Annotated in this window: 11 protein-coding genes; all 11 read right to left on the bottom strand. The window is 64.2% G+C overall.

Annotated elements, in window-relative coordinates; genetic code table 11:
• Position 1: 1 nt before the first annotated feature.
• The 11 genes from iolD to AC1RBA_RS21945 all read right to left on the bottom strand — a co-directional run bounded on the left by iolD (position 2) and on the right by AC1RBA_RS21945 (position 14,536).
• Positions 2-1,843 carry a 3D-(3,5/4)-trihydroxycyclohexane-1,2-dione acylhydrolase (decyclizing) gene (gene iolD, locus AC1RBA_RS21995; RefSeq protein ID WP_492419827.1) on the bottom strand — a complete coding sequence of 614 codons (1,842 nt, stop codon included), beginning with the start codon at positions 1,841-1,843 and terminating at the stop codon, positions 2-4.
• On the bottom strand, positions 1,840-3,786 hold the full coding sequence (locus AC1RBA_RS21990; RefSeq protein ID WP_492419826.1) for a bifunctional 5-dehydro-2-deoxygluconokinase/5-dehydro-2-deoxyphosphogluconate aldolase: 1,947 nt from the start codon (positions 3,784-3,786) through the stop codon (positions 1,840-1,842). The genes iolD and AC1RBA_RS21990 overlap by 4 nt, the downstream gene beginning before the upstream one ends.
• A gap of 12 nt (positions 3,787-3,798) precedes the next feature.
• Positions 3,799-4,788, bottom strand: coding sequence for an inositol 2-dehydrogenase (iolG, locus tag AC1RBA_RS21985; protein WP_492419825.1), 990 nt, complete (start codon positions 4,786-4,788; stop codon positions 3,799-3,801).
• A 70-nt stretch (positions 4,789-4,858) separates the two neighbouring features.
• Complete coding sequence (locus tag AC1RBA_RS21980; RefSeq protein ID WP_083287339.1) at positions 4,859-5,959, bottom strand: porin; 1,101 nt, start codon at positions 5,957-5,959, stop codon at positions 4,859-4,861.
• A 111-nt stretch (positions 5,960-6,070) separates the two neighbouring features.
• Complete coding sequence (locus AC1RBA_RS21975) at positions 6,071-6,904, bottom strand: inositol monophosphatase family protein (RefSeq protein ID WP_121670418.1); 834 nt, start codon at positions 6,902-6,904, stop codon at positions 6,071-6,073.
• Positions 6,901-7,986 carry an ABC transporter ATP-binding protein gene (locus tag AC1RBA_RS21970; protein ID WP_070220974.1) on the bottom strand — a complete coding sequence of 362 codons (1,086 nt, stop codon included), beginning with the start codon at positions 7,984-7,986 and terminating at the stop codon, positions 6,901-6,903. The genes AC1RBA_RS21975 and AC1RBA_RS21970 overlap by 4 nt, the downstream gene beginning before the upstream one ends.
• Positions 7,983-10,157 (bottom strand): ABC transporter permease, encoded by a 2,175-nt coding sequence (locus tag AC1RBA_RS21965; RefSeq protein WP_492419824.1) that lies wholly within the window; start codon positions 10,155-10,157, stop codon positions 7,983-7,985. Before AC1RBA_RS21965 ends, AC1RBA_RS21970 begins: the two co-directional genes overlap by 4 nt.
• 202 nt (positions 10,158-10,359) lie before the next feature.
• The gene (locus AC1RBA_RS21960) at positions 10,360-11,379 is read right to left on the bottom strand and encodes an ABC transporter substrate-binding protein (RefSeq protein WP_099410802.1); all 1,020 of its coding nucleotides are present in this window, start codon (positions 11,377-11,379) and stop codon (positions 10,360-10,362) included.
• A 247-nt stretch (positions 11,380-11,626) separates the two neighbouring features.
• The gene (locus AC1RBA_RS21955; RefSeq protein WP_070220976.1) at positions 11,627-12,913 is read right to left on the bottom strand and encodes an MFS transporter; all 1,287 of its coding nucleotides are present in this window, start codon (positions 12,911-12,913) and stop codon (positions 11,627-11,629) included.
• Positions 12,914-13,498: 585 nt separating this feature from the next.
• Positions 13,499-13,822 carry a thioredoxin family protein gene (locus tag AC1RBA_RS21950; protein ID WP_492419823.1) on the bottom strand — a complete coding sequence of 108 codons (324 nt, stop codon included), beginning with the start codon at positions 13,820-13,822 and terminating at the stop codon, positions 13,499-13,501.
• A gap of 18 nt (positions 13,823-13,840) precedes the next feature.
• Entirely contained in the window at positions 13,841-14,536 is a 696-nt protein-coding gene (locus AC1RBA_RS21945) for a fumarylacetoacetate hydrolase family protein (protein ID WP_070290426.1), read from the bottom strand.
• Positions 14,537-14,609 lie beyond the last annotated feature (73 nt).

Below are 14,609 nucleotides of genomic sequence, written 5' to 3'. Positions count from 1 at the left end.
TTCAATTCCTTTGTTTCAGGCGATCGTTTTCATAACGGGCACGCGCAGCTTGCACGCCGGACTGGGTGGACACTTCCGGTACGGCCACTTCCCACCAGCAGCCGCCCTCTTCTGTCGTGCGCGTGGCGTCCGTATTGATGCAGATCAGATACGTGCGGGAAGCTGCCCGGGCGCGCAGCATGGCCTGTTCGAGTTCGGCAATCGAACCCACATGTTCGGACAGCGCGCCCAGGGATTGCGCATGCAGGGCGAAGTCGATGCGCGGGGCGCTGTCGGGCAGCATATTGTTGAACGAGGCATTGCCGCAGGCCTGCTGCAGGCGGTTGATGCAGCCATAGCCCCGGTTGTCGAGCACGACGATGATGAGTTTTTTGTCGAGCATGACGGAAGTGGCGATTTCCGAATTCATCATCAGATAGCTGCCGTCGCCCACCATGACGATGACTTCGCGCTCGGGTTGCGCCATCTTGACGCCGAGGCCGCCGGCGATCTCGTAACCCATGCACGAGTAGCCGTACTCCATGTGGTAGCCGCCCGGCGTGCTTGTCCGCCACAGTTTATGCAGTTCTGCCGGCAAGGTACCGGCCGCGCAGACGACGATGTCGCGGGTGGTGGAATCGACTGCGGAACGCTGCACGGCGCCGATGACTTCGCCGTCATACGGCAAGCCGGCCACCTCGCGTTTGCCCGTAATGGCCAGCACGGTATCGCGCCAGGCATTCCCTGCCTGCTGCGCGCGCTCCAGCCACTGGCCGGCGCTGTGCCAGGTAGCTAGCCGCCGCGACAGGCCCTGCAAGCCCAGGGTCGCGTCCGCTTGTACACCCAGGCCGCGGCGTTTCAGCGCATCAAAGCTGTTGACGTTCAGGCTGACCAGTTGCGCCTGCGCAAACAGGGAGTTGGACCCGGTCGTGAAATCCTGCAGGCGCGTGCCCACGGCCAGCACCACGTCGGCCTCGGCCGCCAGTACATTCGCGGCGGGCGAACCGGTGACGCCGATGGCGCCCAGCTGCAAGGGGTGGTCCCACGGCAAGCTGCTCTTGCCGGCCTGGGTTTCCGCCACGGGAATGCCATGCCGTTCGGCAAACGCCTGCAAGGCGGCGCCGGCCTGGCCGTACAGCACGCCGCCGCCGGCGACGATCAGCGGCTGCTTCGCATTTTTCAACAGCAACGCGGCCTCTTCCAGTTCCTGCTCGACGGGCGGCACGGCGCGGAAACGCACGACTCTCGGTTCGAAAAAGTCGGCAGGATAGTCATACGCCATCGTCTGCACGTCTTGCGGCAGGGACAAGGTGACGGGACCGCAGGCGGCCGCGTCCGTCAAGGCGGCGATCGCGCGCGGCAAGGCGGTGAGCAATTGTTCCGGATAGACGATGCGGTCGAAATAGCGCGACAGCGGTTTGAAGGCATCGTTGACCGAGACGCTGCCGTCCGTGCCATCTTCCAGCTGCTGCAAGACCGGGTCCGGTGCGCGCGAGACAAAGACGTCGCCCGGCAGCAAGAGCACGGGCAGGCGGTTGACGTGCGCCAGGGCAGCCGCCGTCAGCAGGTTGGTGGCACCGGGGCCGATGGAACTGGTCACCGCCATCATGCGCCGACGCATGTGGGCTTTCGCATAGGCGATGGCAGAGTGCGCCATCGCCTGTTCGTTATGGGCGCGGTAGGTGGGAAATTGTTCGCGGTACTGGTACAGCGCTTCGCCCAGGCCCGCCACGTTGCCGTGGCCAAAGATGGCGAAGGCGCCGCCGAACAGGGGCTGGCCATCCTCGGTGCGCAGGGCCGACAGGTAGCGCACCAGCGCCTGCGCCATGGTCAGGCGGATGGTTTTATGGATGGTCGCGCTCATGCGGCACGCTCCAGGCGGTTGCGCGTGCGCTGCCACAAGCTGATCAGCTGTTCGAAGTTGGCGCGCACGGCGGCGATCAGGCCCGCATCGTCGAGTTCGCCGGCCAGCCAGCGGCGGCTCGGTTCCTGGAAGATGGTGCGGCCGACCATGAAACCCTTGCAGGTGGTGCTGGCACTGGCCTGCTCGAAGCTGGCGGCCAGTTTGTCGATCGGGGCGTTCAAACCGAGCAGGACGACGCCACGGCAATACGGATCGCGCTCCTGCACGAGGGCATCGATGGCTTGCCATTGCTGGGCGGACATGCTTTCCAGCTTCCACCATTCCGGGTAGATGCCGAGGTTGTACAGGCGTTTCACCGCGCGATACACGGTATCGTCGTGCTGGGGCAGGGACTTGGCAGGAATAATTTCCAGCAGCAATTCATGGCCCGTGATTTGCGCAGCGTCGTACAAGCCCTTGATTTGCGCTTCCTGTTCCAGCCGGTTTTCCGGCGTATCGTCGGGATGCAGCTGCACCAGGCACTTGATCACGTGCTCTTTCGGCCACTGCGTCAAGCGCGACGCCAGCGAACGGCCCCAGTCGAACTGCAAGGGATTCGAGCCCGGCATCTCGACGGGACGGCCTATCCACCAGCCCCGTCCCGTCGCATCGTTGAGCGCGTCGACACCATAGCGGTCATCGATCAGCACGCCCGTGCCGCCCTGCAAGCCGCGCGCCGCCTCCGTCTGGCCCACGGCTTGCACGAACAGTTGCTTGAGCCGCGCAATCTTTGCCTCGTCGGCACCGCCCTGCTGGGCCAGCTCAAAGAATTGCGTGCGGTGGTCGAACGCAAACACGCACAGCTCGTTCCACTGCGGGCGCGCCACCGTCGTGCGGTGCAGGCGCGACAAGGTCGCATCCTGGTCAGGACGGGTCAGTTTGGCCGCGTTGGCCAGGAAATAGTCGAGCTCGACGGGTGACGGCATGGCCGGCGCGCAGCCGTGGCGCGACACGACGAGGGCGCCGCAGCCGTTCGCGTAGCGGCAGCACGCCTCGTAATCCTCGCCGCGCAGCCAGCCTTTCAGGAAGCCGGAAAGAAAAGCGTCGCCCGCGCCAAGCACATTGAGCACTTCCACGCGCACGCCGCGGTAGTTATACGCGTCATCCAAACTGGCGGGCACCACGTTGTCGATGATGGCGCTGCCCAGCGGCCCGCGCTTGACGACGAGGGTCGCCAGGGTGGCGGCCCGCACGGCGCGCAGGGACGCCATGATGTCGGCACCACCGCCGGCGATCATGAATTCCTCTTCCGTGCCGACGATCAGGTCGAACTGCGGCAGGATCGCCTGCAGATGTTTGGTGACGCCGTCGTTCGAGACGAACCGCGTTTCGCCGTCCGCCTTGCCCGACAAGCCCCACAGCACGGGCCGGTAATCGATGTCGAGCACGGTGCGCACGTTGTTGGCGCGCGCCAATTTCAGAGCTTGCGTGCTGACGGCGTGCATGGCGCTAGTCGAGAAATGCGTGCCGGTGATTAATAACGCTTTGCTGGAAGCGACAAAGGCGGCGTCGACGCTGGACGCTTCGATGGCCATGTCGGCGCAATTTTCGCGATAAAAGATCAGCGGGAAGGTGTGCTTGTCCTTGATGCCCAGCATCACCAGGGCGGTGAGCCGTTCGCGGTCGATGCCGACATGGCTGACGTCGCAGCCCTCCTGCGCCAAGGTGTCGGTGAGGAAACGCCCCATGTGGTCGTCGCCCACTTTCGACAGCATGGCCGACTTCAAGCCCAGCCGGGCCGTGCCGAAGGCGATATTGGCGGACGAGCCGCCCAGGTATTTGGCAAAGCTCGTCGCGTCTTCCAGGGTACTGCCGATCTGCTGCGCGTACAGGTCCACCGCCAGGCGGCCCAGGCAGATCACGTCGAGCGCGCGGCCCTGGGCAAATTCAGTCGTATTCTTCATGGCATTGTTTCCTTATGACAGTTGCACGATGCGCTGCTCGCGCCACGACACGGTGGCCGCTTCGGCCAGTTCCAGCGCCTTCAAGCCATCGTGGACGGTGGTGCGCAGCGCTGCGCCATGGGCAAAGGCGTCGAAAAAGTGCGCCATTTCGCTGGCGTAGGCGGCGCGGTAGCGTTCCAGGAAAAAGTCTTCCGGCTTGTCCAGGCTGACGTTGACGGCACCATAGGCCGTCACTTCCGTCGGCTTGTGGTTGCCTGCCTGCAGCATGCCGGCGCTGCCCAGCACTTCGAAACGCTGGTCGTAGCCGTAGGCGGCGCGGCGCGTGGTATTGATCTGGCACAAACGTCCCTTTGCCGTGCGGATGGTCACAGCCGTGCAGTCGAGATCGCCCGCCGCGCCGATGGCCGGGTCGACGAGGCAGCTGCCCGTGGCATGCACGCTGACGGCTTCATCGTCGAGTATCCAGCGGAAGATGTCGAAATCGTGGATCAGCATATCCTTGAAGATGCCGCCCGACACCTGGATGTAGCTGACGGGCGGCGGGCCCGGATCGCGGCTGGTGACGATGAGCAACTCCGGCGTGCCGATTTCGCCCGCCGCGATGCGCTGCTTGACGGCGGCAAACGTGGGGTCGTAGCGGCGCTGGAAGCCGATCATGCACAGCACGCCCGCGTCCTTGACGGCAGCGGCGGCGGCGCGCGCGCGCTCCAGGGTCAGGTCGACGGGCTTTTCGCAAAAGATGGCCTTGCCGGCGGCGGCCGCGCGCACGATCAGGTCCGCATGCGTATCCGTGCTCGACGCGATCAGCACGGCCTTGACTGCCGGGTCGGCCAGCACAGCCTCCACGCTGGCCACGCTGGCGCCATGCAGGGCCGCCACTTCCGCCGCCGCGCCCGCATGCACGTCGACCACGTATTTCAGGCGCACGCCGGGCTGGCGTACCAGATTGCCGGCGTGAATGCGGCCGATGCGCCCGGCGCCGAACAATGCCACTTGAATCATTTCCATCTCCTTGATAGTCGGTATCGCTTGGCCCGGAAATGCACACGTGTGCAAATCCGGGCTAAAAAAGTTAAAACAGGTGGATGACGCCCAGCATTACACCGCTGAGCTTGGCACCCTTCTTGGTGGCGGCGAAGGCATTGCCGCCAAACGTGTAGTTGGCGTTCTTGTCGTTATTGGTTTGCGTGTAGTAGGCGTAGACGGTGCTGCGCTTGGACAAGTAATACTCGTAGCCCAAAGTCGCCTGCTTGGCGCCGCTGTCGTCGCCGCGCACCAGGGTGGTGGCCTTGATGGTCACGCTGCTGCCGTTGGGCGCGCTGCCCGACACGTCGCCTGCCACGCCGAAACGGCCGATGAAGGCACCGCCGCCCGCCTTGTAGGCGCCCGTGATGGTGAAGTAGTCGCGCTGCAAGTCGCCGCCGGCCACGTCATACACCATGCGGTTCCAGGCCACGCCCACGTCGCCGCCGCCGAAGTTGTAATTGCCCACGGCGCGGAACATCTTTTCGCTGAAGCCGGGACGCAAGTCCTTGTGCTTTTCATAGCCTACGGCGCCCTTCACGGGACCGTTTGCGTATTGCACGATGCCCGAATAGATGCGGTCGCCGTTCGATGCCTCGTTTTCGCTGGCGCGGTAAATCGTGGCGCTGAATCCCTGTACCACGGGCGTGCGATAGCTGACGGCATTCGAACTGCGGCGGTTGAAGCCTTCGCCGCCCAGCTGCGAAATGTTGGCGTCATCCTGGATGCCTTCGCCCACGAAACGGTTGGTGTAGCCGTTGATCTGGCGGATCGGCGTGGCGAAGCGGCCCAGCGCGATGCGGCCATAGGCGGGGTTTTCCAGCCCGACAAAGGTATCCTTGCTATTGATGGCGCCCGTGCCATCGTCGAGCTTGGCATTGCCCTCGATCTGGAAGAAGGCCGTATTGCCATTGCCCAAATCTTCCCTTCCCCGGAAGCCGATCTTCGAGGAATTGTCCGATACGCGCGATACCGACTCGCCATTCGGCGCCGTGGCCGAGCTCGACGTTTCGATACGGTCGAAGCCCGCGTGGATGCGGCCGTACACGACGACGCTCGATTCGGCCAGCACGCAACCTGGTGCGACCAGCAACAATACGGCGGCGATCTTGTTCAACTGCATGGTGCTCTTTTTCATCCCGTTTTTCATTTTGTCTCCTGCTTGTTTTTATGGTGGTGGATTACTCATGATGCTCAACAGCGTGTTGCCACTACATGCGTCCCTCGCCGGACGCCTGTCCTCCCTCTCCAGTCAATGTGTTCAGGTACAGCGCGGCAAGGCCAGCGCCGCCAGTTGCGGATACAAGCGGGGGCCGCCCACCAGGATGGGGTTGCCCTTTTCCAGACCGTTATCGGCCAGGAAATCATTGCAGCGCCCGCCCGCCTCGTTGACGAGCACGATGCCCGCCAGGCAATCCCAGGAATTGATGTGCGGCTCGAAATAGCCGATCAGGCGCCCGGCCGCCACGTAGGCGATCATCAGCGCGCCGGAACCGTTGCGGATGAACATGCCGCCCTCTTCCAGCACGTCGAGCAGGAAGGGCAAAAAGGTATCGGTGCCCACGCGGTGCGAAAAGCCCACGCCCAGCACGCCGCCTTGCAGGCTGGCCACGTCGTTGATGCGCAGCCGCGTTTCGCCCGCCTTCGCCGTCACATGCGCGCCCTGCCCCAGGCAGGCGTGGAACAGCTCGTCCGCATTCGGGTCGTACACGGCGCCGATGGCGGGCTGGCCGTCGACCAGCACGCCGATCGACACGCACCAGGCCAGCATGCCGTTCACGAAACAGGCCGTGCCGTCGATGGGATCGATGACCCATACGCAGCGCGCGTCGGACGCGCCGCCGCCCCGCTCCTCGCCCACCACGGCGTCTTCCGGGAAGCGCTCGGCGATCTGCGCGCGCAGGAAATCCTCGACCATGCGGTCGGCGATGCTGACCATGTCCTGCAAGCCCTTTTCCTCGATCACCAGTTCCGTGCGGCGCCGGAACATGCCCAGCGCGATCTCGCCCGCCTGGCCGATGATGTGCCGGGCGTAGGCATAGCGTTCCAGGGTCGCCGCGTCGGCCAGTACCGCTGCCTGTGTCATATCTGTCATGCTTGTCCTCCAATGATGGCTGCGCCATGTTCGTGTACGGTCATGGCGACCGATGTGCCTTGCGTGAAAACCTGGCTCAAGTCGTGCGAGACGGCAAACAGTTCGCCGACCGGTGTCTCGAGCGTGTATTGCATTTCGCGTCCCAGGTAAGTGGCGCGCGCCACGCGCACCACCATGGCGCTGTCCGGCTGCGCGGGCGACAGCAGGATCGCTTCCGGACGCACGGCGAAACTCGCTTCGCCGCTGCGCTGGCTGCGGCATGGCAGGCGCAGCCGCAGCTTGCCCATGACGCAGACGGCCTTGCCGTCGGCCACCGATTCGATCACGCCATCGACGATGTTCGCGTTGCAGATGAAGTCGGCGACGAACTTGTCGGCCGGCGACTCGAACAGCTCGTGCGGCGTGCCCTTTTGCGCAATCACCTGGCGGTTCATGACGATGATCTGGTCGGAAATGGCCAGCGCCTCTTCCTGGTCATGCGTGACGTACACGGCCGTCAAGCCCAGCTTGACCTGGATGTCGCGGATCTCGTCGCGCACGCGGCGGCGCAGTTTCGTGTCGAGGTTCGACAGCGGCTCGTCCAGCAGCAAGACCTTGGGCTGCAGCACCAGCGAGCGGGCCACGGCCACCCTCTGCTGCTGGCCGCCCGACAACTCGTTGGGGAAGCGCGCGGCAAAGTCGGCCAGGCCCACCAGGCGCAGGCTTTCCTGCGCCCGTTCGATGGCGCGCGGCTTGGTCTCGCCCGAGACGGTCAAGCCGTAGCACACGTTGTCGAGCACCGTCATGTGCGGAAACAGTGCATAACTCTGGAACACCATGCTGACGTCGCGCTCGGCGGCGGAGGTCAGGGTGACGTCCTCGCCGGCCAGCAGGATGCGCCCGGCGCTGACGCGTTCCAGGCCCGCGATCAGGCGCAGGGTGGACGTCTTGCCGCAGCCGCTGGGGCCCAGCAGGGTGACCATGGTGCGCGGGGCGATCGTGAACGACACATCGTTCACGGCCAGGGCCTTGCCGTAGCGCTTGGTAACACCATCGAATTCCAGCGCGGCAAGCTCTGTTGCTTGGGTAGTAAAGTGGTTCATGCGTAGCTCTTTTCCAGGTTGGGAACGGCGGCCGGCAGCGTTTTTTCGGCGCTGACGCGGCGAAGGCGGCGCTTGCCGACCAGCAAGTGGATCAATTGGATGCACAGCAGGATGATGACGATCAGCACCGTGGCATAGGCGATGGCCGTGCCGTAGTTGCCGTTCGACACCAGGCCGATGATGTAGGACGTGGCCATGTCGTAATCGGCGCTGACGAGGAAGACGACGGCCGAGATCGACGTGATCGAACGCACGAAGCCATACACGAGGGCCGAGGCGATGGCCGGGCGCAGCAGCGGCAGGATGACCTTGCGCATGGTGGTCCAGCTGCTGGCGCCCAGGGTGATCGACGCCTCGTCCAGGCTGCCGTCGAGCTGGCGCATGGCGGCGATGCCCGTGCGCAATCCCATCGGCATGTTGCGGAAGACAAAGCACAGGATCAGAATCGTCGCCGTGCCCGTCAATTCGATCGGCGCCGAGTTGAACGCCAGGATGTAGCTGATGCCGATGACGGTGCCGGGAATGGCAAAGCTGAGCATGGTGCCGAACTCGAACGCGCTCTTCAGGGCGAATTGCTGGCGCACCAGCAGCCAGGCCGACAGGATGCCGACAAAGGCCGTCAAGGGCGCGGCGATGGCCGAAATCGTCAAGGTGGTGAACAGCGACGGCCAGGCCTGGCCCGTCCAGTGCCAGCCGGCAGCGCCCGCCGTGATGCCGAAGGCGTCGATGTAATGGCGCAAGGTGAAGGCATTGTCCTGGCCCCAGTTGTTCACGAAGCCGCCCGCCACCACGGTGCCGTAGATCAGGGCCGTGAAGGCGAACCATGGCAGGGCGATGGTCCACAAGGTGGTTTTCAGGCGCGGATTGAGCGAGGCGTGGCCGCCATGGTCGGCCTTGCCCGTCACCGTCACATACGATTTCTTGCCCAGCCACAGATTCTGGATGAAGAAAGCGCCCACGGCAAACGTCAGCAGCACGATGGCCAAAGTCGCCGCGCGGCCCTGGTCGTTCGAGGCGCCCACCACGGAAAAGAAAATTTCCGTCGACAGCACGTGGAAGTTGCCGCCCAAAACCATCGGGTTGCCGAAGTCGGCCATGCTTTCGATAAAGCACAACAGGAAGGCATTGGCGATGCCGGGACGCATCAGCGGCAAGGAGACCTTGACGAAGGTTTGCCAGCTGCTCGCGCCCAGGGTGCCCGACGCCTCTTCCAGCGAGGGGCTGACGCCTTCGACCACGCCGATCAATGTCATGAAGGCGATCGGCGCAAAGGCCAGCATCTGCGACAGCCACACGCCCGTCATGCCGTACAGCCAGCGGCTTTGTTCGATGCCAAACAACTCGCCGACGAGGCCCGTGATGGCGCCGTTGCGGCCGAACAGCAGGATCAGCGCCAGGCCCAGCACGAACGGCGGCGTGACGATCGGCAAGATGGTGATGGCGCGCATGGGGCGTACCCAGCGGCCATTGGTGCGCGTCACCAGCAGGGCGAACACGAGACCGAGGAAGGTGGCCGACACGCCCGTCAGCAAGGCCAGCGCCAGGGTGTTCCAGGCCACGCCGCAGCGGCCGGGACCGGCCACGCAATTGAGGCTCCAGATACCGGGGTCGGCCAGGCGGTGCGCCAGGGCGGCGGCGCCCGTGCCGCCATCGTCCAGGGGCTGGCCGGCGCTGACGAGGATCAGCGCGACGGGGAACAGCACGAACAGGGAAATCAGGCAGATGATGAGGCCGATGGCGCCGGCCACGAAGGCGTCGCCGCGGCACACGCCGCAGGCGGCGGCGCCCGAGGTCAGCAGGAACAGCAGGCACAGCGCCAGCAGCAGCGCGCCGAAACCGAGGCCGGTGCCGGCGGCCAGCGGCCCCCAGCCCAGCCATGCCAGCCACAGCAGGCCCGCGCCGCCGAGGGCGATCTGGCCCAGGCCCAGGGTCTTGCGGTGGGGATTGCCGGCCACCAGCGCGGCGCTGGCGGCGATCAGGGCAAAGAACACGCCCAGCGGCCAGGCGCCGAACGACAGCACGTGCAGCACGGCCGGTGCGCCACGTTCACTGAAGAACTGGCCGTCGCGCAGCCATTCGCCGGCGAACAGGCCCGCTTCCTGCTGCTGCCAGGGCAACAGGCACAACGCTGCCAAAGCGGCCAGCAGCCAGCCGTAAAATATCTTTTTCATGAGTTTCATCCAACTATGAACGTCTGAAATTCTGTTGCGCGGTGCGCTCTGTTTCCAGACGTTTTGAACAATGTATATAGGTTTAACGCCTGCCAAAACTGTAGCGAGCGGCAGTGATTTGCGGCCGAGACGCGCAGCTGTGCGCTAGCACAGTGAGCATCGCAGGCTGCAAATCGCGACGCGCAGTAAGTTTTGGCGCGCGTTAATTGCCGGCAGAATAAATCTGCGTGGTCCAGCGTTGCAGCAGGCGCTTGCGCGTGTCCGACGCGCCATACTTGGCGAAGTCGTAGTTGATGGTCTTGATGTTTTCCAGGCGCGGCGAGGCGGCGGGAATGGTGGCGGCCGCGTTGGACGGGATCTGGAAGGCCAGCGCCTTGACGGCTTCGCTCTGCACGTCGGGACGCAGGGCGAATTCATAGAATTTCTTTGCCTGCTCCATGTTTTTCGCGCCCTTGACGATGCTCATCGAGCCGATCTCGTAGCCCGTGCCTTCGCAGGGCGGCAAGACCTTCACGGGAAAGCCTGCCACGGTCAGTTTCATCAGGTCATGCATGAAGCCGATGGCCACGCCCGCTTCGCCGCGGCCCACGTCCTCGCCCGGTGCCACGCCCGCGTTCGGATACTTGCTGACGTTCTGGCCCATTTTCGCCAGGAAATCGAACGCTTCCTCTTCGCCGAACAGCTGCACCACGGTGGCCAGCGCGTTGTAGGCGGCACCCGAGGAGTTCGGGTTGGCCATCTCGATCTCGCCCTTGTAGGCGGGCTTGACAAGGTCTTTCCAGCACTGGGGCGGCGGCAGGTTTTTCTTCTTCAGCACGTTTTCGTTGTAGGCCAGGCCCAGGATGCCGATGTAGATGCCGACGGTGCGGTACTTGGCCGTCTCGGCCTGCTTGAGCGCCCACGGCTGCAGCTTGGGCAAGGTGGGCGACTTGTATTCTTCCGTATAGCCTTCGGCGGCGGCTTGCAGGTGCGGGTCGCCCGTGCCGCCCCACCAGATGTCCGATTTCGGGTTCGACGCTTCGGCGCGGATCTTCGCGTAGGCTTCCCCGGCGCTCTTCCTGATCATCGATACCTTGATCTTGCTTTCCGCCTCGAAGCGGTTCTTCATCAGCTGGCACCATTCCATATCGGCCGAGCACAGCACGGACAGGCGTTCCTCGGCGGCCATGGCCGTCATCGGCAGGGCCAGGCTTATAGCAATCGCAACATTGCGCATCTTCATCGTCTCACTCCAAGTTCGTTGTCGTTGTGGTACTTCAGACCGCACCGCTATCTTGCGGTGTCACTGTCCCGGGATGTGCTTTGTAAGGCCTTGCACTGCATTGCACACGTGTGCACACCTTACCACCAGCCGATTTTGACTGTCAACAAGAATCTCGGCAGGCGTGCGGCGTGGCGTTTTACCGACAAAAAAAGCCGCCAGCTGGTTGCAGCTGGCGGCTTTCGGATGCTCCGGAATCAGAGGCGTGTTACTGCCAGGCTTCCTTGCCCGCGCGCGGCTTACCCACCATCAGCAAGGCGCCCAGGGTCAGCACGGCCGCCAGCGACAGGTAATAGCCCACGTATTGCAGACCATAGTTGGTGGCCAGCCAGGTGGCGATGTACGGCGCCAGCGAGGCACCGAGGATGCCGGCCAGGTTGAACGTGAGCGAAGCGCCCGTGTAGCGCACTTCGGGCGGGAACAGCTCGGACAACATCGTGCCAAGCGGTCCGTAGGTCATGCCCATCAGGCCCAGGCCGACAGCCATGAAGACGGTCACTTCCCACGTCACGCCCGAGCCGAACATCGGCGCGAGCACCAGGCCGAAGATGGCGATGGCGACGGAGACCCAGATCAGGGTGGCGCGGCGGCCGCGGCGGTCGGCCAGCACGGCCGACAACGGTATCGTCAGGGCGAAGAACAGCACGGCAAACAGCTGCACGACGAGGAATTCCTTGCGCGTGAAGCCCAGCTTGGTCGTACCCCAGCTCAGCGCGAACACCGTCATCAGGTAGAACAGCACGAAGGTGGCCAGGGCGATGATGGTGCCCAGGAACAGCATGCGGCCATGCTGGCGGAACACGGTGGCCACGGGCAGCTTGACGACTTCGTTCTTGTCGATGACTTTCTGGAAGTCCGGCGTTTCCGTGATCTTCAGGCGCACGTACAGGCCGACGATGACCAGCAGCGCGCTGGCCAGGAACGGGATGCGCCAGCCGTAGCTGAAGAACTGCTCATCGGTCATGGTTTCGCTCAGCAGCAGGAAGATGCCGCCCGACAGGAAGAAGCCGATCGGCGCGCCCAGCTGCGGGAACATGCCGTACCAGGCGCGTTTGCCCGGTGGCGCGTTCTCGGTTGCCAGCAGCACCGCGCCGCCCCACTCGCCGCCCAGGCCCAGGCCCTGGCCGAAACGGCACAGCGCCAGCAGCAGCGGCGCCAGGGTGCCGATGGCGGCATACGTCGGCAGCAAGCCGATGATGACGGTGGAGATACCCATGGTCAGCAAGGCCGCCACGAGAGTGGCCTTGCGGCCGATGCGGTCGCCGAAGTGGCCGAACACGGCCGAACCGATGGGGCGGGCGAAGAAGGCGATGGCGAACGTGGCCAGCGACTGCAGCACGGCGGCCGACGGGTCGCCGGCGGGGAAGAACAGTTTCGGGAACACCAGCACGGCGGCGGTGGCGTAGATATAAAAGTCAAAGAACTCGATGGTGGTGCCGATCAGGCTGGCGAACAGCACCGTGCCGGGGGAATTTTTCTTGGGGGGGGTGCTCATTTACTGCGCTCCTTGGGGAGGGTGTCTAAAGGCCATTCTCTGGATGTTTTTTCAGGCAGCAGCACAGCACGTTGTCTAGGCGCGCGGTTCACATATCATAGCTGTGCGCGGGCGTATTTGCTGCGAAATTGCTATTAAATTCGCAAACAAATTCCACGCCACAACACGCCGTTGTTAACGGCAGACAACGGTGTACCAACGCGCGCTAACGCGCCGTGATCAGTGCTGATTTAGAGAAACAACGGTCGTGCGCCATCCGGTTACCCGGGGCACGGCAGGAAAGGCGTCAGGGGATGGGCGACGTGTATCAGGCCCGGCGTATCGCCAGGCATTCCGTACCAGACCCGCGCGTCGGCATCGCGGCATCGGTCATTTGTGGTGAATCCTTGCCTGCGGCCCCTCCGGGTGGAGCGGGCCGGCGATGATCGCGCTGCATCACGAAGGATGCGGTTGATCTTGCTGTAAGCGGCTTATCATACGCGCAGTGCTGCGGTGCGGCAAGAAGTTGTGATGGAGCATGTACGGTGGTGTCGGCTTACGCTGCGCTAAGCCGACCTACGCCGACCTACGCCCACCTATGCTGACCTACGCATCGATCAATGCAAAAGTCTGCTCGATCTCGCGGCTGTCGAGCGGGCGCACGAGGCGCGCCACTTCCTGGCCATCTTTCAGGAAAATCAGGGTCGGCCACAGTTTCACGCGGAATGAGCGCCCCAGCGCGCGGCCGGGGCCGTCTTCCACGCGAATATGCGCTACCCCGGGGTGCTGCGCCAACGCGGCGGCCAGCGGCGCCTCGGTGGCGCGGCAGTGGCCGCACCAGCCCGTGCCGAATTCCAGCAGGGCCGGGCCCGCCAGGGCGTCGATCTCGGCGCGCGTCGGTTGTGTCACGGAATATGTGTCGCTCATCATGCCGCCCTCCTTGTCCGCTCAGACCACTTTCACGCGCAGTTCGCCCAGGCCATCGATGGCGCCCACCAGCTCGTCGCCGCGCTGCACGGCAGCCACGCCGGCCGGCGTGCCCGTGTAGATCAGGTCGCCCGGCTGCAAGGTGAAATAGGTCGACAGGTCGGCGATGGTTTCGGCCACGTTCCAGATCAGCATATCGATGCTGCTGCTTTGACGCAGCTCGCCATTCACGTGCAGGGTGATGGCGGCATGCTGGACGTCACCTGCCTGCGCGGCCGGCGAGATGGGGCCGATGGGCGCCGAGTGTTCGAAGGCCTTGCCCGTGTCCCATGGACGGCCCAGTTTTTTCGCTGCGCCCTGCACGTCACGGCGCGTCATGTCCAGGCCGATCGCATAACCCCACACGTGGCTCAGCGCATCGGCCGCGCCGATATCGCTGCCGCCCTTGCCGATGGCCACCACCAGTTCCATCTCGTGCTGGAAATCCTGCGTCTGCGCCGGATACGGCAGCTCGCCCGTCGTGCCGGCTGGCACGGGCAGCACGGCGTCAGCCGGCTTCATGAAGAAAAACGGCGCCTCGCGGCCCGTGTGGCCCATTTCCTTGGCGTGCTCGACATAGTTGCGGCCTACGCAATAGATGCGGTGGACGGGGAAAGTATCAACGCTGCCGATGACGGGAACGCTGGGCTGGATCGGTGCGGGAATGACATACGACATGAAAACTCCTGATCGGCACGATAAAAAGGCGGCGATGAAAAAGGGACACCGCAGTGTCCCCCACGCAGTGCCA

Source organism: Janthinobacterium sp. GW823-FHT03B06 (genome assembly GCF_058796955.1).
The sequence above is the reverse complement of the archived record's forward strand: the minus strand, read 5'-3'. Positions and strand labels throughout refer to the sequence as shown.